The organism is Pseudomonas sp. Fl5BN2 (assembly GCF_009908205.1).
Classification (GTDB): Bacteria; Pseudomonadota; Gammaproteobacteria; order Pseudomonadales; family Pseudomonadaceae; genus Aquipseudomonas.
The window spans coordinates 186,332-206,764 of sequence record NZ_JAAARL010000009.1; the positions used below are offsets into that span (position 1 = coordinate 186,332).

General features: G+C 62.6%; 16 protein-coding genes. 11 read left to right on the forward strand and 5 right to left on the reverse strand.

All coding sequences use genetic code 11. From position 1 onward, the window contains the following. Positions 1-65 precede the first annotated feature (65 nt). Positions 66-2,120: a TonB-dependent receptor domain-containing protein gene (locus GV819_RS14925; protein WP_161756813.1), complete on the reverse strand. Its 2,055-nt coding sequence runs from the start codon at positions 2,118-2,120 to the stop codon at positions 66-68. A 191-nt stretch (positions 2,121-2,311) separates the two neighbouring features. Further along, positions 2,312-3,499, reverse strand: a complete 1,188-nt coding sequence (gene pobA, locus GV819_RS14930) for a 4-hydroxybenzoate 3-monooxygenase (protein WP_161756814.1) — start codon at positions 3,497-3,499, stop codon at positions 2,312-2,314. A 192-nt stretch (positions 3,500-3,691) separates the two neighbouring features. Here pobA and GV819_RS14935 point away from each other — a divergent pair, with 192 nt between their 5' ends. Together GV819_RS14935 and GV819_RS14940 are read left to right on the forward strand one after the other, a co-directional pair. Beyond that, positions 3,692-4,582 (forward strand): helix-turn-helix domain-containing protein, encoded by an 891-nt coding sequence (locus tag GV819_RS14935; protein ID WP_161756815.1) that lies wholly within the window; start codon positions 3,692-3,694, stop codon positions 4,580-4,582. Positions 4,583-4,800: 218 nt separating this feature from the next. Further along, positions 4,801-5,736 carry a SphA family protein gene (locus GV819_RS14940; RefSeq protein WP_161756816.1) on the forward strand — a complete coding sequence of 312 codons (936 nt, stop codon included), beginning with the start codon at positions 4,801-4,803 and terminating at the stop codon, positions 5,734-5,736. Between the two features lie 48 nt (positions 5,737-5,784). Here GV819_RS14940 and GV819_RS14945 read toward each other — a convergent pair whose 3' ends face one another. Further along, positions 5,785-7,623, reverse strand: a complete 1,839-nt coding sequence (locus GV819_RS14945; protein ID WP_161756817.1) for a sigma-54-dependent Fis family transcriptional regulator — start codon at positions 7,621-7,623, stop codon at positions 5,785-5,787. A 536-nt stretch (positions 7,624-8,159) separates the two neighbouring features. Here GV819_RS14945 and pchA point away from each other — a divergent pair. The 4 genes from pchA to GV819_RS14965 are packed head-to-tail and all read left to right on the forward strand — an operon-like array spanning position 8,160 to position 12,300. After that, the gene (gene pchA, locus GV819_RS14950) at positions 8,160-9,635 is read left to right on the forward strand and encodes a 4-hydroxybenzaldehyde dehydrogenase (protein WP_161756818.1); all 1,476 of its coding nucleotides are present in this window, start codon (positions 8,160-8,162) and stop codon (positions 9,633-9,635) included. 47 nt (positions 9,636-9,682) lie between these two features. Beyond that, entirely contained in the window at positions 9,683-10,018 is a 336-nt protein-coding gene (locus GV819_RS14955) for a c-type cytochrome (protein ID WP_161756819.1), read from the forward strand. A gap of 10 nt (positions 10,019-10,028) precedes the next feature. Continuing rightward, positions 10,029-10,718 carry a hypothetical protein gene (locus tag GV819_RS14960; RefSeq protein WP_161756820.1) on the forward strand — a complete coding sequence of 230 codons (690 nt, stop codon included), beginning with the start codon at positions 10,029-10,031 and terminating at the stop codon, positions 10,716-10,718. A 13-nt stretch (positions 10,719-10,731) separates the two neighbouring features. Beyond that, a complete protein-coding gene (locus GV819_RS14965; RefSeq protein ID WP_161756821.1) occupies positions 10,732-12,300 on the forward strand; it encodes an FAD-binding oxidoreductase in 1,569 nt (522 codons plus the stop codon). A gap of 129 nt (positions 12,301-12,429) precedes the next feature. On the opposite strand, the gene GV819_RS14970 is transcribed toward GV819_RS14965, so the two are convergent. Further along, on the reverse strand, positions 12,430-13,647 hold the full coding sequence (locus GV819_RS14970; RefSeq protein ID WP_161756822.1) for an MFS transporter: 1,218 nt from the start codon (positions 13,645-13,647) through the stop codon (positions 12,430-12,432). A gap of 126 nt (positions 13,648-13,773) precedes the next feature. Further along, complete coding sequence (locus tag GV819_RS14975; RefSeq protein WP_161756823.1) at positions 13,774-14,679, reverse strand: LysR substrate-binding domain-containing protein; 906 nt, start codon at positions 14,677-14,679, stop codon at positions 13,774-13,776. A gap of 228 nt (positions 14,680-14,907) precedes the next feature. Between GV819_RS14975 and GV819_RS14980 the strand changes: the two genes are divergently transcribed. The 5 genes from GV819_RS14980 (at position 14,908) to GV819_RS15000 (ending at position 20,366) form a co-directional block, all read left to right on the forward strand. Then, positions 14,908-16,026, forward strand: coding sequence for an ABC transporter ATP-binding protein (locus GV819_RS14980; protein WP_161756824.1), 1,119 nt, complete (start codon positions 14,908-14,910; stop codon positions 16,024-16,026). Between the two features lie 15 nt (positions 16,027-16,041). Further along, positions 16,042-16,962: an ABC transporter permease gene (locus tag GV819_RS14985; protein ID WP_161756825.1), complete on the forward strand. Its 921-nt coding sequence runs from the start codon at positions 16,042-16,044 to the stop codon at positions 16,960-16,962. Next, on the forward strand, positions 16,962-17,768 hold the full coding sequence (locus GV819_RS14990) for an ABC transporter permease (protein WP_372242136.1): 807 nt from the start codon (positions 16,962-16,964) through the stop codon (positions 17,766-17,768). The genes GV819_RS14985 and GV819_RS14990 overlap by 1 nt, the downstream gene beginning before the upstream one ends. 27 nt (positions 17,769-17,795) lie before the next feature. After that, positions 17,796-18,830, forward strand: coding sequence for an extracellular solute-binding protein (locus GV819_RS14995; RefSeq protein WP_161756827.1), 1,035 nt, complete (start codon positions 17,796-17,798; stop codon positions 18,828-18,830). Positions 18,831-18,902: 72 nt separating this feature from the next. Further along, complete coding sequence (locus GV819_RS15000; RefSeq protein WP_161756828.1) at positions 18,903-20,366, forward strand: amidase; 1,464 nt, start codon at positions 18,903-18,905, stop codon at positions 20,364-20,366. Positions 20,367-20,433: the final 67 nt, after the last annotated feature.

Here is a 20,433-nt window from a genome sequence, read left to right on the forward strand (position 1 = left end):
GGGCCTCAAGTTTCCATTCGTCACACCTTCAACCCCGTTGCCTGGCAACGGGGTCCTGGCGCACCTCAGAAGTAGGTGGTCGCCCCCGCGAAGAACGCCCGTCCGGGCACATAGAAGTTGGTCGATCCGTCCCGCAGGTCCTTATCCATCAAGTTCTGCACACCACCGTTCAAGGTCAGCCACTTGGTTAACGCCAAGTTCGCCGTCAGGTCGTAGGTGGTATAGGACTGCACGAAATCATTGCCCATGCCCCGCTGCTTGCCGACGTGCTGCGCCGACAACTCAGTGCTCAAACGGTCGTTGACCTGCCAGTCCAGTGCACTGAACAACGACAACTTGGGCGCGCTGATCAGCTCTTCGCCAGTGGACAGGTTCTTGCTCTCGAGCATGTAAGTGGCATTGGTCCGCCAAGATACGGACTCACCCAGCGGCACCCGGGTGGAGCCTTCCCAGCCACGGGTACGCGCCTTGTCGACGTTTTCCAGCATGGTCCACCAGCGGCCCTGATACTTGCCCAGCGGACCGTATTCGATCTTGTCGGTGAAGTCGGTGTGGAAGTAAGTCAGGCCAGCTTCCCAACCGTCATGATCGAACGACACGCCGATTTCCTTGTTGGTGCTGGTTTCCGGCATCAGGTTCGGGTTGCCGGCCATCCAGCAACTGCCCCGGTCATAGCCCAATGGACGCAGCGAACCACATCCCCGGCCACCAGACTCGGTCGCGGCACCTGCACTGCCCTCTTTCAGGCTCGGAGCACGGAAACCCTTGGAAACCCCGCCACGTACGGTCCAGTCCGGGTGCGGGTGATACACCACATAGGCCCGTGGGCTGTTGTGGTTACCATATTTGTCGCTGTGGTCGAAACGGTTGCCCAGGGTCAGGGACAGGTTGTCCAGCAGGAACAGTTCATCCTCGATAAAGGCCGCCGAGTAATCGCCCTTCAAGGTCGAGCCATTGACCGGCGCGCCCTGGTAATCCACCGGTACGGTGCCAAGGGTATTGGTGTTGGTCAGTTCCTCGCGCTTCCATTGCCCGCCCAGCGTCAGGCGCTGATCCACCAGTAGCTCGAAGGGTAGATTGAGGCTGCCCTCGACGATCTTCTCCTCGGAGTTGGCTTTGCCCATATCAAGGTCGTTGCGGTACTTGTTCAGATAGGCATCGAGCTTCGAGGTACCAAAGCTCCAATTGCCGGTGTGGGACAGGATGTAGCTGTCGCGCGTCAGTCGGCTGGGGCCGAAGGCGCCACCAATGGTTTCGTCCCAGTCACCAAAGGTCTTCTTTGATGCCCAGGAGTTTTCGACACCGTGCACCGCCTCGAAGGACAAGCTCTGCTCTTCATTGATCTGCCAGTCCAGCAGAGCATTCACGCTCTGATCCTTTGACCCGCCCGCACCGTCGTCGTACATGAAATCGCCTTGGGCATCGCGCCGCGCCGTGACTTCATCCGCCGCCCGACGCGTAACGTTGGCCCCCAGGCGCAGGCCCAGGGACTCGGTCAATGGCCCCGCCGCATTCACACTGTATTGGGTGGTCTGGCCACGATCGGAGTCCTTGGGCACGGTGATGTTGGTACTGGCCGAGCCGGTCCAGGTCCGCGAGACCTTGCGAGTGATGATGTTGATCACCCCACCCATGGCGTCCGAGCCATACAGCGACGACATCGGGCCGCGAACAATCTCGATGCGCTCGATCATGTTCGGCGAGATCCAGTTCAGGTCCTGACGCGCCAGGTCACGGCGATAGCTCAGGTCAGCGGAGCTGCCGACGCGCTTGCCGTCCACCAGGATCAGCGTGTACTTGTCGTCCAGCCCCCGCAGCTTGATCTTCGACTGTTCGCCCACAGGACCGAAACCACCGGTCACTCCCGGCACCCGACGCAACAGCGTATTGAGGTCGTAGACCGGCTGGCGCTCGATTTCCTCGCGGGTAATGACACTGACACTGGCCGGAGCATCCTTGAGGTCCGTGGCGCCACCGGTGGCGGTGACGAACGCGGTGTCCAATTCAAGCGCTGCAGGGGCAGCCTTGTCACCGGCCTCGCTGGCGTGTAGCACCGGGGCGGCAAGGCTGACACCAGCACTCAACAGCAGGGAATTGAACAGGCAGGAACTGACTTTCATTACACACAATCCTTGTCGATTCAATGCACCCTAGAGGTGCACTAGAAGGGAGAAGGTCCGGAGTGTAATGCTAATGATTAGCATTTATAAATAGATATATTTCAAAACAGATACATTCACGGCAGAGCACTGTTCGTAGATCGACGCGCTAAAACCGTCCCATGAGCACGGACGGTTGCAGCATCAATGCCTCAGCAAACGTCTTCGTAAGGCAGGCCCACATAGTTCTCGGCAATGTTCACCAGGCCCGCTTGGGAGTTGAGGAAATACTCGCGGTCGGCCTGCTGCATCTTGTGATCCCAGGCGTCCTGGTACTCGCCAAAGTCGTGCAGCAGGTTGGTCATGAACCAGCTGAAACGCTCGCCCTTCCAGACTCGGCGCAGTGCCAGCTCGGAATACTTCTCCAGCAGGTCGGTGCGCCCTTCTCGATAAACCTTGACCAGAATGCGGTACAGGTAACACACATCGGAAGCCGCCAGGTTCAGGCCCTTGGCGCCTGTAGGCGGGACGATGTGGGCAGCGTCCCCCACCAGGAACAGCTTGCCGTACTGCATCGGCTCCACCACATAGCTGCGCAGCGGCGCGATACTTTTTTCCAGTGACGGCCCGGTGACCAGGTCATCCGCCACATCCGCCGGCAAGCGCGCCTTGAGCTCGCCCCAGAAGCGCTCATCGGACCAGTCCTCGACCGTGTCGGTCAGCGGCACTTGCAGGTAATAACGGCTGCGAGTCAGGGAACGCTGGCTGCAAAGCACGAAACCGCGTGGGTGCTGGCCATAGATCAGTTCATGGTTGACCGGCGGAGTATCGGACAGCAGCCCCAGCCAACCGAACGGGTACTCGCGCTCATAGTGAGTGAGTACTTCCTCGGGAATGCTCTTGCGCGCAACGCCATGAAAACCATCACAACCGGCAATGTAGTCGCAATCGATGCGGTGAAGCTGGCCGTCCTTTTCATAGGTGATGTAGGGCTGGCCATCCTTCATGCCATGAGGCTGTACGTTGTCTGCCGAGTAAATAATCGGTGCACCGCTGGCAGCACGGGCCGCCATCAGGTCGCGGGTGACTTCAGTCTGGCCGTAGACCATCACCGTCTTGCCGCCGGTCAGTGCCTTGAGGTCGATGCGCACACGCTTGCCACCCATCAACAACTCCACCCCTTCGTGAACCAGGCCCTCAGCGTCCATGCGCTGGGCGACCCCCGCCTCGCGCATCATATCCACGGTGCCTTGCTCCAGGACTCCAGCGCGGATACGACCGAGCACATAGTCCGGGGTCTGACGTTCGACAATCACCGTGTCGATGCCAGCCTTGTGCAACAGCTGGCCGAGTAGCAGACCCGAAGGTCCGGCGCCGATAATCGCAACCTGAGTTTTCATTGTTGTCGTCTCATGAGGGCATTCCAGTCACCCGGTGGGCGAAGGCTGGAAATTATGGTTATTGTTGTACCCCTGCATTTTTACCGACAAAAATTAGAAAAAATGGTGATTAACCGGCGTAAAAATGCACTTTTGAAAACAGCGTTCGATTATCGAGCACTCTGCCCGTACTGATCCGAAGGGTCGCTTCCCATGAAAACCAGCCGCTCCAGCATCCCCGTGTTCAAGCTCTATGGCGAAAACCAGGCCTGGCCGACACCGGACCTGCTGCACTGCGAATCCATCCCCAAGCGCAGCAGCCTGCACCATTGGGAGATCAAGCCGCACCGCCACGCCGACCTCTACCAACTGCTGTATGTGCAACGGGGCCAGGCCCTCGTGGAGGTCGAGGGGCGTCGCCAGGAAGTGCGCGAGGCGTCAATCCAGGTGGTCCCACCATTAATGGTCCACGGCTTCCAGTTTTCCGAGAACATCGAAGGGTATGTGCTGACTCTTGGGGCGCCACTGGTGGCGCAACTGGAAACGCAATTGGGCGCCCCCCTGGCGGTGCTCGCATCTTCCGGCTGCTACCCGGTGGGCCGCGACCGGCTCAGCCTCAACACCTTGTTCAAGGCACTGCTGGACGAATACGAAGGCAGCGCATCGACCCGGGACCTGTTGTTGCATTCGCTGGTCAACGTGCTGGTGGTATGGATCAGTCGTCGTGGCCAGCAGAACACCCCGCCGAGCAACCGCAGTGAGCGCAACCAGCAATTGCTGGGGCACTTCATCAAGCTGGTGGAACAGCACTATCAGGAGCATCCCACGGTGGAGTCCCTGGCTCACCGCATCGGCCTGTCCAGCGTGCACCTCAATACCCTGTGCCGGGAACTGGCCGGGCAGACTGCGCTGCAGATCCTCCACCAGCGCCTGATGCTGGAAGCCAAGCGCGGCCTGATCTACACCAACATCAGCATCAGCCAGCTGTCGGACAACCTGGGCTTCAGCGATCCCACCTACTTCTCGCGCTTCTTCAAACGCCTCAGCGGCCAATCGCCCAATCACTTCCGACAGGGCACCGGGCACGCCACGCCGGGCGACTGAGCTACCACGAGTTTTATGCAAACAGCCGATTTCTCTTAACAAATCTCGCCACGAAGCGATCCCACACGCGCCACCAGGCACTGCCAGCGAAGGCTATCAACATGATTTAAAAGGGAAAGATAGAAAACGAGCGGTTGGCACACTAGTTGAAATGTTCTGCCCGCACTCCTGGATCCACGTCCAGCGAGTGCCCCCATAACAATAAGGCAGACCTTCTCATGCATCAGAATTCCTTGCGCCTGCGCGCCCTTGCTCTCACCTCCAGCCTGCTGCTGAGCGGCCACGCTTCCTGGGTCCAGGCCAGCGAAGGCGGCGTTTCTTCCTGGCCCATGGGCATCGAGCTCTACGGGATGGGCATCCTGCCACCGCCCGGGACCTACGCTCAGGTATTCGTCGGCAACTACCTCGCCGACAGCCTGCGAGACAATGGCGGACACCAGGCGGCGGCCATCGACCTGCGCGTCACCAGCGTGGTGCCGCGCCTGGTCTGGGTTACCGAACAGCAGGTGCTGGGGGGCAATCTCGGCTTCCACGCCTTGCTGCCCCTCAACGACATGCGCCTGAACCTCAAGAACGGCCCCCATGAGCAAAAGCGCGGTATCGGAGACGCCCACCTCGGCCCGGTGCTGGGCTTTCATCACAGCGACAAGTTCCACAGCGCCCTGGGAGTCGACTTTGTGCTGCCCACCGGCGGTGAATACGACAAGCACGACCTGATCAACCTGGGGAACAACTACTACACGGTGCAGGCGGTCTATGCCATGACCTACACCGACCCCGCCGGACTCAACGCCGACGTGCGCCTGATGCACGACTACAACTTCGAAAACCGCGCCACCCATTATCAGTCCGGGCGCGAGTTGCATGCCGACTACAGCCTCGGCTGGGGGCTGGACAACGGTTGGGTGATCGGCGTCGGCGGGCACGCCTATCAACAGATCAGCGACGACCAGTGCAGCGTTGCCAACTGCGCGGCCGCAGCCCTGGTGCAAGCCCGCGACGGCAACCGCGGACGCTCCTTCGCCATCGGTCCCGCGCTGCAATACACCAGCAGGAACGGCTGGTCGCTGAGCGCCAAATGGCAGGACGAATCGGGGGTACGCAACCGCGCTGAAGGCCAGGCCTACTGGCTGAAGTTCACCACTGCACTCTAGCCCGCGGCCAGCGGCGCAACCTTGCCCCGATGCGGGCGAGGTGCCCGCTCAACGGCCTTTGAGGCGATAGCTGACCTGGGCCCGGCTCATGCCAAGCATCTGTGCAGCTGCCGTGATATTGCCAGCGGAGCGCTCCAGCGCCAGACGCACCAACCGCAACTCGATCTCCTCCAGTGACGTACCCAGGGCCGGCGCCCGCCCAGAGAGAAAGGCCTGCAGGCTGGCCAGCTCGGGTTCCTCGACCGGCGCTTGATCCGTCTTGGCCGACGCAACCACCGGCGCCGCTTCATTCCGCATCGGCGGCGCCGACAGACGCCCTTCAGCGGTCAGTCCAATCGCCATCCCCGCCAGCGGCGTCCCCGCCTCGCTGAGGTGCACCACATCCATGACCTCACCTTCGCCGGCCGCGATCACCCCACGCTCGATAAGGTTCTGCAATTCACGAATATTGCCGGGGAAGCGATAAGTCAGCAGCGCATTCACCAGCCGCGTGCTGAAGCCTGCCAGTTGCCGTCCATGGCGCAGGCTGAAGCGGTGCAGGAAGTAACTCATCAGCAGTGGAATGTCTTCACGCCGTTCACGCAGGGGCGGCAGGTGAATGGGAAACACATTCAAGCGATAGAACAGATCCTCGCGAAAACGCCCGGCCTCGACCTCGCGTCGCAGATCGAGGTTGGTCGCGGCGATCACCCGTACATCCACCTGCAGCGACTCAGTACCACCGACTCGCTCGATCTCGCCCTCCTGCAGGGCCCGCAGGATCTTGCTCTGGGCGCTGAGGCTGAGGGTGGCGATTTCATCGAGAAACAAGGTGCCACCGTGGGCCCGCTCAAAGCGCCCGGGACGCGAGCGGTCGGCGCCAGTAAAAGCCCCCCGCTCCACCCCGAACAGTTCGGCCTCCACCAGGTTTTCCGGCAGGGTCGCGCAGTTCAGCGCCACCAACGGCTGATGCTGACGGGCGCTGGCCTGATGCAGATTGCGTGCAAACAGCTCCTTGCCCACCCCCGACTCCCCGGTCAGCAGCACTGTCGCCTGGGTCGGCGCCACCCGTTGCAGCAACTGGCTGGCCGCCACAAAGGCGGCAGAGATCCCCACCAACTGCTTGTCACCCGCCGGCGCGTCCAGCTCGGCGACCGTGGTCTCGCCCTTCGAGACATAGGCACTGCGGCTAAGGAAATCACCGGCGTCCAGGTACATCAGGTCGACATCAATGTCGTCCCACTGCTGGGCCGGCTTGCCGACAATACGACAGGCCGCCTGTCCCATCGACCGGCACTCCAGCTCGCGGAACACCACCAGCCGCCCCAGCAATGACGAGGCGTAGCCACTGGCGTAGCCGATCTCCATCCAGCACGCCGGCTCGCCCCCCAGGCCATAAGCGGCGATGTGCTCATCGTCCTCCAGGGAGTTGTGCCACAGAAACTCCGAATAGAAATGCCCGATGCTGGAGTCGATTTCGAAACGCACCACCTCGACATTGACCATGCCTTCAAGCATGTGCAGACGTGGCCCGGCACTGTAGAGACTGGCGTGATCACCTTCCGGCCACTGCTCGCTGACCTGGGCCGCATCCCGGGCGCCCGCCTGCCAGCCGATACGGGTGATCAGTCCGCGGGCCTTGTCGAAACCCAGCGCCTCGATCAACTCGCGTCGGATGGCGCCGAACGCCGCCCCCTGCATCAGCAGCATCCGCTGTCCGCACAACCAGATGCTGCCGTCCTGAGGAGCAAAGGCCACCGTCTCTGCCAGTTGCGCGGCCGAGGGCAGGCCGCTGACCTCGAACTGGCTGGTGCGATCGACGATCAAGCGCTTGTGTCGGCCCAGCACCTGCTTGAGAAAGTCTTCATCCACAGAACGAACGGGCTTGCTGGAAGGAGAACGAGTCATGGGCAGGCAACCGGCAGCTCAGGGAGCTTGCAGTATGCCCCGGCGCTATACCGGGTCAATCGTCATCCCTGTCCCCCACGGGCTCACCGCTGATTCTGGCCGGTAACCGCACAGTATCCACAACCATGCTGGCGCGCCGAGCTTTCGACAGGGCTACGACTTCTCTGCATAAATTTCCGCAGCCCGCGCTGTAGCGCTCACTCAAACACTGCATAAAAATCGAAAATAATTAATAACTAATTGTTTTTAAACAATATTTTCATGAAAAAACCATCTGGCACGATAGTTGTTATGCACAGGCAGATGCTCATCCATAACAAAAGAACAGGTGACCTTGCCATGCCCTCCGCCCACCTTGCGCCCGCTCTTCCCTGCACCTTGCCGCCCCATAAGCGCCTGCGTTGCTCCGTTCGGCTCATCCAGAACCTTGCCGCACTCGGCTGACATGCCGCTGTAGCGGTAATCGCCTCACACCCTCCCGCGCCATCGGCTTGACTGCCGAACGCCGAGCTATGGCCACGAACAAGAGAAACCCCATGACCCTGACTCGACCTGCCTATCAACACCTCGAACTGCAACCTCTCGCCGGACAATGGCGAGCCGGCAGCAGCGGCCGTCCGCTCCGCGTATTCGACCCCTTCACCCAGGAATGCCTGCTGCAGATCAGCCTGGCCAATCGTCAGGACCTCGATGCGGCTTATGCCGGAGCCCAACAGGCCCAGGTGCAATGGGCCGCCAACGGGCCGGCGGAACGAGGCCAAGTGCTGCTCAACGCCGCACGGATCTTCGATGAGCGCCGCGAAGAGATCATCGACTGGCTAATCCGCGAGTCCGGCAGCACGCGGATCAAGGCGCAGATCGAATGGGGCGCTGCCCGCGCCATCATCGTTGAATCGGCCAGCCTGCCCAGCCGGGTACACGGACGGATTGTCGCCTCCAACATTCCCGGCAAGGAAAGCCGCGTCTACCGCAAGCCGCTGGGGGTCATCGGAGTCATCAGCCCATGGAATTTCCCCCTGCACCTGAGCGCCCGCTCCCTGGCTCCGGCCCTGGCCCTGGGCAACGCGGTGGTGATCAAGCCGGCCAGCGACACCCCGGTGACCGGCGGCCTGCTGCTGGCACGGATTTTCGAGGAGGCGGGCCTGCCCGCCGGGGTCCTCAGCGTGGTGGTCGGCGCCGGAGCGGAGATCGGCGATGCCTTTGTCGAGCACCCGGTCCCGGCGTTCATTTCCTTTACCGGCTCGACCCAGGTCGGCCGCAACATCGGGCGCATTGCCAGCGGCGGCGAGCACCTCAAGCACGTAGCCCTGGAGCTGGGCGGCAATAGCCCGTTCGTGGTCCTGGCCGACGCTGATGTCGAACAAGCGGTGAACGCCGCCGTAGTGGGCAAGTTCCTGCATCAGGGGCAGATCTGCATGGCGATCAATCGCATCATCGTCGAGCAACCGCTGCTGCAGGCCTTCACCCAACGCTTTGTCGAACGGGTCAAAGCGCTGCCCTACGGCGACCCGAGCCTGGCCGCCACCGTGGTCGGCCCGGTGATCAACAGCAAACAACTGGCCGGCCTGCAAGACAAGATCAGCCTGGCCCTGGCCGAAGGCGCGACCTTGCTGCTGGGGAGCGCCGCCTTGGGCAATGTCCTGCCTCCCCATGTGTTCGGCAACGTCAGCGCCGACATGGAGATCGCCCGGGAGGAAATCTTCGGCCCACTGGTGGGCATCCAGTGCGCGCGGGATGCCGAGCACGCCCTGGAACTGGCCAATGCCAGTGAATATGGCCTGTCCAGCGCCGTGTTCAGCGCCAGCCTGGAACGCGGCGCACAGTTCGCCCAGCGCCTGCATGCCGGCATGAGTCACGTCAACGACATGCCGGTCAACGACGAGCCCAACGCGCCCTTTGGTGGTGAGAAGAACTCTGGCCTGGGCCGCTTCAACGGCGACTGGGCAATCGACGAGTTCACCACCGACCACTGGATCACCCTGCAACACGCACCGCGCCCCTACCCCTTCTGACCCAGGCGCTCATCAACCGATCCATCCATAACAATACGGAGTACGCAATGTCCTCGCTCCTCAACAGCTCAGCTGTGAAACGGACCCTTGCCCTGTGCCTGGCACTGCCCTTGGCGATGCTTGCCGGACAGGCCGCCGCCGATGGCGACGGCGTCTGGAAAAATGGTGAAAACGTCTACGCCAAGGTCTGCGGCCACTGCCATGAACACAACGTCGGACCGCTGATCAAGGGCCGCCAATTGCCAGCGCCCTACATCACTGCGGTAGTGCGCAACGGCTTTCGGGCGATGCCGGCCTTCCCGGCCTCCTTCATCGACGACAACGCCTTGCAGCAAGTCGCCGACTACATATCCAAGGCACCGGCTGCGGCTGCCCAACCTTGAGGAGATGCGCATGAACATTGAACGTCGCTCGCTGCTCAAGGGCATGGCCCTGGGCGGCCTGGCCAGCGTCACGGTAACCGGCTCCGGCCTGAGCCTGGCCAACAGCGTGCTGGGCTCGCCGTCAGGCAAGGTGCTGCCGACCCTGGCCCTGGTCAGCACCGCCGTCGCCGACTCAGCCTTCGTCCAGGGGATCAACGCCAGCTCGGTGGCGCGCCAGATCAGCGTGCAACGCTGCGAGGGCAACCTCGACTTCATCCTGGCACTGCAACAGCGCCTGGGCAGCGGCCAGCCGCAACGCATCATCGGCCTGCTGGACGATGCCAGCGCGGCGCTGGTGCTCGACCAGGCCCGCAGCGCCGGAGCGCGGTTGCAATGGCTCGGCCAGCACCACAGCGATGCCCGCACCTCGCGCCACCAACTGCTCAGCGCCGAGGCCGCCAATGGCTGCGCCCTGCAACTGGGCCTGCAACTGAACGCCTGTGGCGCCGGTTTCAGCCTCAGTGAACAACGCCTGCTGGCACAACCCGCGTTCCAGGCCAGCGCCCGGGCCCGCGACCCGCGCAGTGCCGAACAATGGGCGGCCACCCTGGGCTACAACCTGGCCCAACTGGCCCGCGGCACACTCGGCGAAGCGCCTTTGGCGAGCCCTCGGGCCACCCCGCTGAGCGGCCATTTCGTTTCGTTCTCGATTGAGGCTTGAAGGAGCTGATCCAATGACTGAGCAAACCCAGAAGCCACTGCTGCCAAGGGGCGTGAACGCCGCCCATTTCCAGAAAGCCATCGCCCAGTTCCGCGCCCTGCTGGGTGACGAGAACGTGCTGGTCAAGGACGACCAGCTGGTGCCCTACAGCAAGATCATGATCGCCGTGGACACCGCCGAGCACATGCCTTCCGCGGCGGTTACCGCCACCAGCGTCGAGCAGGTGCAAGGGGTGGTGAAGATCTGCAACGAGCACAAGATTCCGCTCTGGACCATCTCCACCGGACGCAACTTCGGCTACGGCTCGGCAGCTCCCGGCCAGCGCGGCCAGGTGATTCTCGACCTGAAGAAAATGAACAAGATCCTCCACGTCGACCCAGAGCTGTGCACCGCGCTGGTGGAGCCCGGGGTGACCTACCAGCAGCTGTACGACTACATACAGGAAAACAACCTGCCGCTGATGCTGTCCTTCTCGGCGCCGTCGGCCATCGCTGGGCCCTTGGGCAACACCATGGACCGCGGCGTGGGCTACACCCCCTATGGCGAGCACTTCCTGATGCAATGCGGCATGGAGGTGGTGCTGGCCAACGGTGACATCTATCGCACCGGCATGGGCGGGGTCAAAGGCGACAACGCCTGGCAGGTGTTCAAATGGGGTTACGGCCCGACCCTGGATGGCATGTTCACCCAGGCCAACTACGGCATCTGTACCAAGATGGGCTTCTGGCTGATGCCCAAGCCGCCGGTGTTCAAGCCGTTCGAGATCAAGTTCGAGAACGAGTCGGACATCGCCGAGATCGTCGAATTCATCCGCCCCTTGCGCATCGCCCAGGTGATTCCCAACTCGGTGGTGATCGCCGGGGTACTGTGGGAAGCCGCCACCTGCAACACTCGCCGCGCCGACTACACCCGTGAGCCGGGGGCCACTTCGGAGGCCATCCTCAAGCAGATCCAGAAGGACAAGGACCTCGGCGCCTGGAACGTCTACGCCGCCCTGTACGGCACCCAGGAGCAAGTGGACGTCAACTGGAAGATCGTCACCCAGGCCCTCAAGGCGCTGGGCAAGGGACGCATGGTCACCCAGGAACAAGCCGGCTCCACGCAACCCTTCCTGTACCGCTCGCAACTGATGTCCGGAGTACCCAACCTGCAGGAGTTCGGCCTGTACAACTGGCGCGGCGGCGGTGGCTCGATGTGGTTCGCTCCGGTGAGCCAGGCCCGGGGCAGCGAGTGCAACAAGCAACAGGCACTGGCCAAGAAGATCCTCAACAAACATGGCTTGGATTATGTGGGCGAATTCATCGTCGGCTGGCGCGACATGCACCACGTCATCGACGTGCTGTACGACCGCAGCAACCCGGAGGAAACCCTGCGGGCCAACGCCTGCTTCGCCGAACTGCTGGATGTGTTCGAGGAGCAAGGCTATGCGGTGTACCGGGTCAACACGGCCTTCCAGGAACGGGTGGCGCAGAGCTACGGCCCGGTCAAGCGCAAGGTCGAGCACGCGATCAAGCGTGCCCTGGACCCGAACAACATCCTCGCTCCAGGCAAGTCCGGGATCGACCTGGCCAACCCGTTCTAGGCACCAGACCCGCGTCGAGGTCAGCAGGAGCAAGACACAGGCACAACCGCACGACGTTCAGAAGCGCTGAAACAACAACGCCCGAGGCACTCTGCCCCGGGCGTTTTTTGCTCACGGCTGACAGGGGTCTCAGGCCTTTTTGCTTCGCGGCAGGAAGATCGCCAACACCCCGAACAACGGCAGGAACGAGCACAGGTAGTACACGTACTCGATGCCATGAATGTCCGCCAGATGCCCCAGCAGCGCTGCGCCGATCCCGCCAAAACCGAACATCAGGCCGAAGAACACGCCAGCGATCATGCCGACATTGCCCGGCACCAATTCCTGGGCATAGACCACGATGGCGGAGAACGCCGAGGCCAGGATAAAACCGATCACCACACTGAGGACACTGGTCCAGAACAGGTCCACATGGGGCAGCAGCAGGGTGAACGGCGCAACACCAAGGATCGAGAACCAGATCACCGCCTTGCGGCCGATCTTGTCGCCGATGGGCCCACCGAAGAAGGTCCCGGCCGCCACCGCGCCGAGGAAAAGGAACAGGTGCAATTGCGAGCTGGCCACCGACAGGTCGAACTTCTCGATCAGGTAGAAGGTGAAGTAGCTGGTGAAGCTGGCCATGTAGAAATACTTGGAAAACACCAGCAACCCGAGGACCACCAGGGCGCTGATCACCCGGTTCTTCGACAGGCCGTGGGTCGCCGCCTGGCCCTGCTTGAGCTTGTACAGGCGCAGGTGGTTGGCGTACCAGCGGCTGATGGCGTACAGCACCACCAGGGCAAACAGCGCGAACAGCCCGAACCAGGCGACGTTGCCCTGGCCGTAGGGAATGATGATCGCCGCCGCCAGCAAGGGGCCGAACGCGGTGCCGGCGTTACCGCCCACCTGGAAGCTCGACTGCGCCAGGCCATAACGCCCGCCTGAGGCCAGCCGCGCCACCCGCGAGGCTTCCGGGTGAAAGGTCGAGGAACCGACACCAATCAGGCCCGCCGCCAGCAGGATCAAGGCAAAGCTGCCCACCTGGGACATCATCAAGATACCGATCAGGGTGCAGATCATCCCCGCCGGTAGCAGGAACGGCTGGGGCCGCCGATCGGTGTAATAGCCGACCCAGGGTTGCAGCAGCGACGCCGTGAGCTGGAAAGTCAGGGTGATCAGGCCGACCTGGGTGAAGGTCAGGCCGTAGCTGCTCTTGAGCATCGGATAGATCGCTGGCAACACCGCCTGGATCAGGTCGTTGATCAAGTGCGCCAGGGCCACCGCGCCAATGATGCGCAGGACCAGCGGGCTGCTTGGTGAAGCAGGAGAAGCCGTCGTTGCGACAGGCGGGGCGTTACGGGTAGCCATAGAGAGTTTCCGTACAACGAGTGGGTGCACAGGGGCAGGTGCGTCAATGTGCCATTTTTCAATGCAGTGGCGCCATCCCATTAGCTTGCTAACGACCTCAAGCGCCCCTCAGGCAGCCGCTGGCGATCAATCGATAATCCGCGCCTCGGGGAAGTCCGCTTCCAGCTCGGCCTTGAGCCATTGGATAAACCATTCGACATCCGCCGACCATTCATGGTCCGGGGTCAGCACACGATAGCTCTCCAGCTTCACCTGATCCTCCAGCACTCGCACCAGGGTCCCGGCCTTGAGTTCCTCGCGCACCAGCACTTCATTGGCCAGGGCAATGCCTTGGCCGCTTTCGGCCACCGACAAGGCGTGATCGTTGTTCACGTAGATCAAGTCGGACGTGAGGTGGAGATCCAGGCCATTGGCGGCAAACCACATGTTCCACCACTCGCCGTCGTCAAAGTGGATCAGCTCATGCCTGGCCAGGTCCGCCGGTCTACGCATCGGCTCGATGCTGGCCAGGTAGGCCGGAGTACAAATCGGAAACACCCGAGGGCAGATCAGGCTGACCCGAGACTCGGCGTATTGCCCTTCCAGGCCATAGGCAATTCCCAGGTCGCTGGTCTTGGCGTCGACCTCGGTGAAGGTCGAGTTCGGTTCGATGGCGAACTTCAGCCCCGGACGCAGATGCCGCAGCGCCTCCAGGCGCGGCGTCAGCCAGCGCTTGGCAAACCCCGGCACCACCATGATCCGCAACCAGCGCTCGGCGGCCTTGGGTTGCGCCTCACGTCCGGCCTCGATGATCAACTGCAAAGCCGCAGCGATCTTGCGGTGGTATTTCTCCCCCGCCGGGGTCAGGGTCACCCCGCGCGAAGTGCGTTCGAACAACTGCACACCGAGCCAGTCCTCCAACAGCTTCACATGCCGGCCGATGGCTGGCTGGGTCACATGCAGGGCCCTGGACGCTTCGACATAGCTACCCAGGCGGGCCGCAGCATCAAAAGCACGCACTGCGTTCAACGGCGGCAAACGCTGTTCAGCCATGGTTCTGCACGCTCTCTGCTATTAAATTTTTTAACAGCTGGTATGTTAAAATTGATGTTTCGCCCCCGCAACCCCTCACTGATAATCAGCCCCAGCAGAACAACAAAAAACACCTGAGAAGCCCAGAAAATCGGGTTCTCCAGACACCCGAACACATCTCGATCCTGCCCCAAAAAAAACAATATCCATGGCCTGCCAGACAGTTCATGGGGGAATCGGAGGTAAGGCATGAATGCCCTGCATGCGCTGCAAACGCTGGCGGTGTCCGTCCGTTCAGTGCGCAAGGTCTACGGCGATCCACACAGCGGCCCGGTGGCCCTGAAGAACATCGACCTGGACATCCGCGACAACGAATTCTTCACCCTGCTCGGCCCCTCAGGCTGCGGCAAGACCACCCTCCTGCGGATGATCGCCGGGTTCGAATTCCCGACCCAGGGCGAGATCCTCCTCTATGGCGAGAACATCGCCGAGCGGCCGCCCTTCGAGCGCCCGGTGAACACGGTGTTCCAGCACTACGCGCTGTTCCCCCACATGACCCTCGCCGAGAACCTGGCCTTCGGCCTCGAATCCCGGCCCATGGGCCAGGTGCTGAGCAAGGCGCAGATTGCCGAGCGGGTGCGCGAGATGCTGGCCCTGGTGCAGATGGAGCGCTTCGCCGGGCGCAAGCCCAACCAGCTGTCCGGTGGCCAGCAGCAACGCATCGCCCTGGCCCGGGCCCTGGCGCCCCATCCCAAGGTGCTGCTGCTGGATGAACCCCTCTCGGCCCTGGACCTCAAGCTGCGCCAGGCCATGCGCGAGGAACTCAAGACCATCCAGGCCAAGACCGGCATCACCTTCATTTTCGTCACCCATGACCAGGAAGAAGCCCTGACCCTGTCCGACCGCATCGCCGTGTTGTCCGAAGGTGAAGTACAGCAAGTCGGTCGCCCGGAGGAAATCTACGAACAGCCGCGCAATCGCTTCGTCGCCGACTTCATCGGTGAAACCAACTTCATCCAGGCCACCGTCAGCCGCGTCGAAGCGGGCCTGGTCTGGTTCAACGGCCCGGCCTGGCATGCTCTGCCGGCGCAACCGTGCAAGGAAGCCCAGGTCGGCCAGCAGGTCACCCTGTCGGTGCGCCCGGAGCGCCTGCACCTGTGCAGCGACATCGCCGCAGACGCATTGCCGTGCCGCATCGAAACGATGACCTACCTGGGCACCGACCTGCAGTACCAGGTCAGCCTCAGCGACGGTACGCGGCTCACCGTGCGCACCCCCAACAGCGTCGAGCACAACCAGCGCCTGGCCGTGGGCAGCAACGCCGGCCTGGTCTTCGAACGCGGCAGCGCCAGCGTCCTGCTGGATTGAACGGGAGGATTCGCCATGCAAGCCTCATCGATCTCGCAGCACCTGGAACGCCGCAAGGCTTTTCGCAGCTTCCTCGGGGTCAGCCCGGCCCTGGTCACCATCGGCCTGTTCCTGATCGTGCCGATCCTCATCGTCATCGCTTATTCGCTGATGGAAGCCAACCCCTACGGCGGGGTGAACAAGGTATTCAGCAGTGACGCCTACACCTCCCTGCTGTTCGAACGGCAACTGGATGACAGCCTGGCGTTCGCCGACTCCTACCTGCTGATCGCCTTGCGCTCCATCGGCATCGCCGGGTTGACCACGGTGATCACCTTGTTGATCGGTTTCCCGGTGGCGGTGTGGCTGGCCATGCAGCCGGTGCAACGCCGGGGCTTGCTGATCTTCCTGATCACCGTGCCGTTCTGGGCCAACCTGCTGATCCGCACCTACGCCTGGATCCTGCTGCTGCGCAACACCGGAGTGATCAACAACAGCCTGATGGGCCTGGGGGTCATCCACGAGCCACTGCAACTGCTGTACACCGACGGCGCGGTGCTGCTGGGGCTGGTCTACACCTACGCACCCTTCGTGGTGCTGCCGATCTACGCCACCCTGGAAAAAATGGACATCCGCCTGCTGGAAGCGGCCCAGGACCTCTACGCCGGGCGTATTCGTACCCTGCGCAAGGTGGTGCTACCGATCGCCAAGCCGGGGATCTTCGCCGGCGCCATCCTCACCTTCGTGCCGTGCCTGGGGGCCATGATCGCCCCGGAACTGCTGGGCGGCGGGACCAAGATGATGCTCGGCAACCTGATCTTCCGCCAGTTCAGCGATGCGCGTAACTGGCCCTTCGGCGCTGCCCTGTCGCTGGTGCTGATGGCCGCGGTGATGCTGGTACTGACCGTCTACGCCCTGCGCGCCCAGCGCCAGCGCAATGTCCAGGAAGGTGCATGATGATGAACCTGTTCAAACGCACGGGCCTCAGCGTCCAGGACTTTCCCGGCTTCGGCGGCTTCAGTTTCCTGTTCTACCTGTACCTCTATGCGCCGATCCTGGTGCTGGTGGTGTTCTCCTTCAACGCCAACCAGTCAGCCACGGTGTGGAGCGGCTTCAGCCTCGACTGGTACCGCGCCGCGTTCGCCAACCAGGCCCTGCGCCAGGCGGCGGGCAACAGCCTGCTGATCGCCGTGTGCGCCAGCATGGCCGCCACCGCCATCGCTACCCTGGCAGCGCTGGGCACCTCGCGAGGCGCCAAGTTCAAGGGCCTGCAACTGTCCATGGGCGCCATCATGCTGCCCCTGGTGCTGCCGGAAATTGTCGTTGGCGTGGCCACCCTGGCGCTGTTCTCGACCCTGGGCCTGTCCCTGGGCTACGGCAACCTGATCATCGCCCACACGGTGTTCTGCATCCCCTTCGCCTACCTGCCGATTCGCGCCCGCCTCAACGACATGGACCTGTCCCTGGAGCACGCCGCGGCGGACCTGTATGCCGGGCCCTGGCGGACCTTTCGCAAGGTGACCCTGCCGCTGTTGATGCCGGGGATCGTCTCCGGGCTGATGCTGGCCTTCATCGTCTCGCTGGATAACTTCGTGATCTCGATGATGGTCTCCCAGGCCGGCACCACCACCCTGCCGATCTTCATCTTCGGCCTGTTGCGCATGGGCGTGACACCCGACGTCAACGCCGTGTCGACGCTGATCCTCGGCGTCTCGGTGCTGTTCGTCAGCCTCTCTTACCTGCTGAGCAAGAAACACGCTTGAACCTTCCACTGACCTTGGGGAAATGACATGAGCAAGTTGATCGCAAGCCTGGGTGCCTCGTTGCTGCTGAGTCTGCCACTGCTGACACAAGCCGCCGAGAAACTCAACGTAGTGAGCTGGAGCGGCTATTTTTCGCCGGAGATCCTCGCCAAGTTCCAGAAGCAGACCGGTATCGAGGTGACGGTGGACTCCTACGACTCCAACGAGACCCTGCTGGCCAAGCTGAAACAGGGCGGCACCGGTTATGACGTGGCGATCCCGTCCCACCAGTTCATCCCGATCCTGATCAAGGAACAGCTGCTGGAGCGCTTCGACCCGGCCAAGCAGCCCTACTACGCCAGTGTCGTCGACAACCTGAAGCACCCCACCTGGGACCCTGAAGGCGCCTACTCGGTGCCCTTCATCTGGGGTACCACCAGCGTGGTGCTCAACGGCGACCGCTACAAGGGGCCGGCCGATAGCTACAAGGTGCTCTACGAGCCGCCAGCGGAGCTCCAGGGGCGGATCAACATGTTCGACTCGGTGAGCGAAGTGATCGACATGGCCAGCCTGTACCTGAACATCCCGCTGTGCAGCGAAGACCCGAAACAGATGCAGCAGATCCTCGGCCTGCTCAAGGCGCAGAAGCCCTTCGTCAAGACCTACAGCTCCAAGGCCGGGTCGATCCGCGAGAACCTGGCGGCCGGGGAAGTCGATATGTCGATGTTCTGGGGCGGCTCGTCGATGCGCGCCCGGGAGATGAAACCCAGCCTGAAATACCTCTACCCGAAAGAAGGCGTGCTGGCCTGGGTGGACAACATGGTCATCCCCAAGGGCAGCAAGAATCCGGCTAATGCCAGGGCCTTCATCGCCTTCCTCAGCCAGCCTGAGAACGCCGCCATGACCCAGAACTTCCTCAAGCACCAGAGCCCGATCAAGGGCGTCGCACCGTTCCTCGACGCGGCCCTGAAGGACGCCCCGGAGCTGCACATCCCCGAGGGCACCAAGGTGGTCTTCAGCCAGACCTGCGGTGAAGGCGCGATCCGCCTTGCGGACCGCTTGTGGACCAACCTGATGCGCTGAGCTGCGTTGACTTCTGCCGCCCCGGCCTGGATGCCGGGGCGTTTCTAAAGCCGTTTGAAAGGCCCTCCTGCCATGATCGCCAAGCCCCCCAGCGAACTGGTCCTGCTCCAGGCCCATGAACTCGCCGAGCGTATCCGCCTGCGTCAGGTTTCCTGCCGGGAAGTGATGCAGACCTACCTTGCCCACATCGAGCACTACAACCCCCTGGTCAATGCCCTGGTCAGCCTGCAACCGGCCGACAGCCTGCTGGCCCAGGCCGACCAGCGCGACGCCGAACTGGCCCGTGGCGAGTACCGCGGCTGGATGCACGGCCTGCCCCATGCCATCAAGGACCTGTCCCTGACCCGGGGCATCCGCACCACCCTGGGCTCACCGCTGTACCGCGACTTCATCCCCCAGCGCGACGGCATCATGGTGGAACGGATCAGGGCCGCCGGCGCCATTCTGATCGGCAAGAGCAACACCCCGGAGTTTGGCCTCGGCTCCCAGACCTACAACCCGCTGTTTGGCGCCACCGGCTGTGCCTATGACCCGCGCAAGACCGCCGGCGGCAGCAGCGGTGGCGCCGCCGCGGCCCTGGCCCTGCACCTGGTGCCAGTGGCCGACGGCAGCGACATGATGGGTTCGCTGCGCAACCCGGCGGCCTTCAACAACATCTTCGGCTTCCGTCCGTCCCAGGGCCGGGTGCCCTTCGACGACAGTGCCGACCTGTTCATCGACCAACTCGGCTACGAAGGCCCCATGGCCCGCAGCGTGCGCGATGCGGCGCTGCTGCTGTCGGTGCAGGCCGGCGGCGATGCCCGGGCGCCACTGTCCATCGCCGAATCCGGCCAAGGCTTCGCCGCCCCGCTGGAGCGCGACTTCAAAGGTGCACGCCTGGGCTGGCTGGGAGATTTCAACGGCTACCTGCCCATGGAAAAGGGCCTGCTGGCACTTTGCGAAAAGACCTTCGACGACTTCCGCAGCCTGGGTTGCAGCGTTGAACCGGCAACCCCCGACTTCGCCCCGGAACGCCTGTGGAGCAGTTGGCGCACCCTGCGCCACTGGATGGTTGCCGGCTCCCTGGGCAGCGTCTATGCCGATCCGCAGAAGCGTTCACAACTCAAGGCTGAAGCCATCTGGGAAGTGGAGAATGGCCTCAAGCTATCCGCCAACCAGGTGTTTGAAGCCTCGGTGATTCGCAGCGACTGGTATCGGGCTATTTCAAAGCTATTCGAACGTTTCGACTACCTGCTGCTGCCCAGCGCCCAGGTCTTCCCCTTCGACAAGACCGTGCCCTGGCCTCGGAGCATTGAAGGCATGAGCATGGACACCTATCACCGCTGGATGGAGGTGGTGATCCCAGGCACGTTGTCCGGTTGCCCGGTGGCCAACGTGCAGGCCGGCTTCAACGCCGACGGCCTGCCCATGGGGTTGCAGATCATCGGCCGGCACCAGGCCGACTTCGCCGTCCTGCAACTGGCCCATGCCTACGAACAGGCCAGCCGCTGGTTCCAGCGCTGCCCATCGCCGCTACTTTCGGGGGGAAAGGGATAAACGGTTGATAGCGTAGATAATTTTTTTACAAAAATGCTTGACGCATTGCCGTTCCGAGCGAATAATG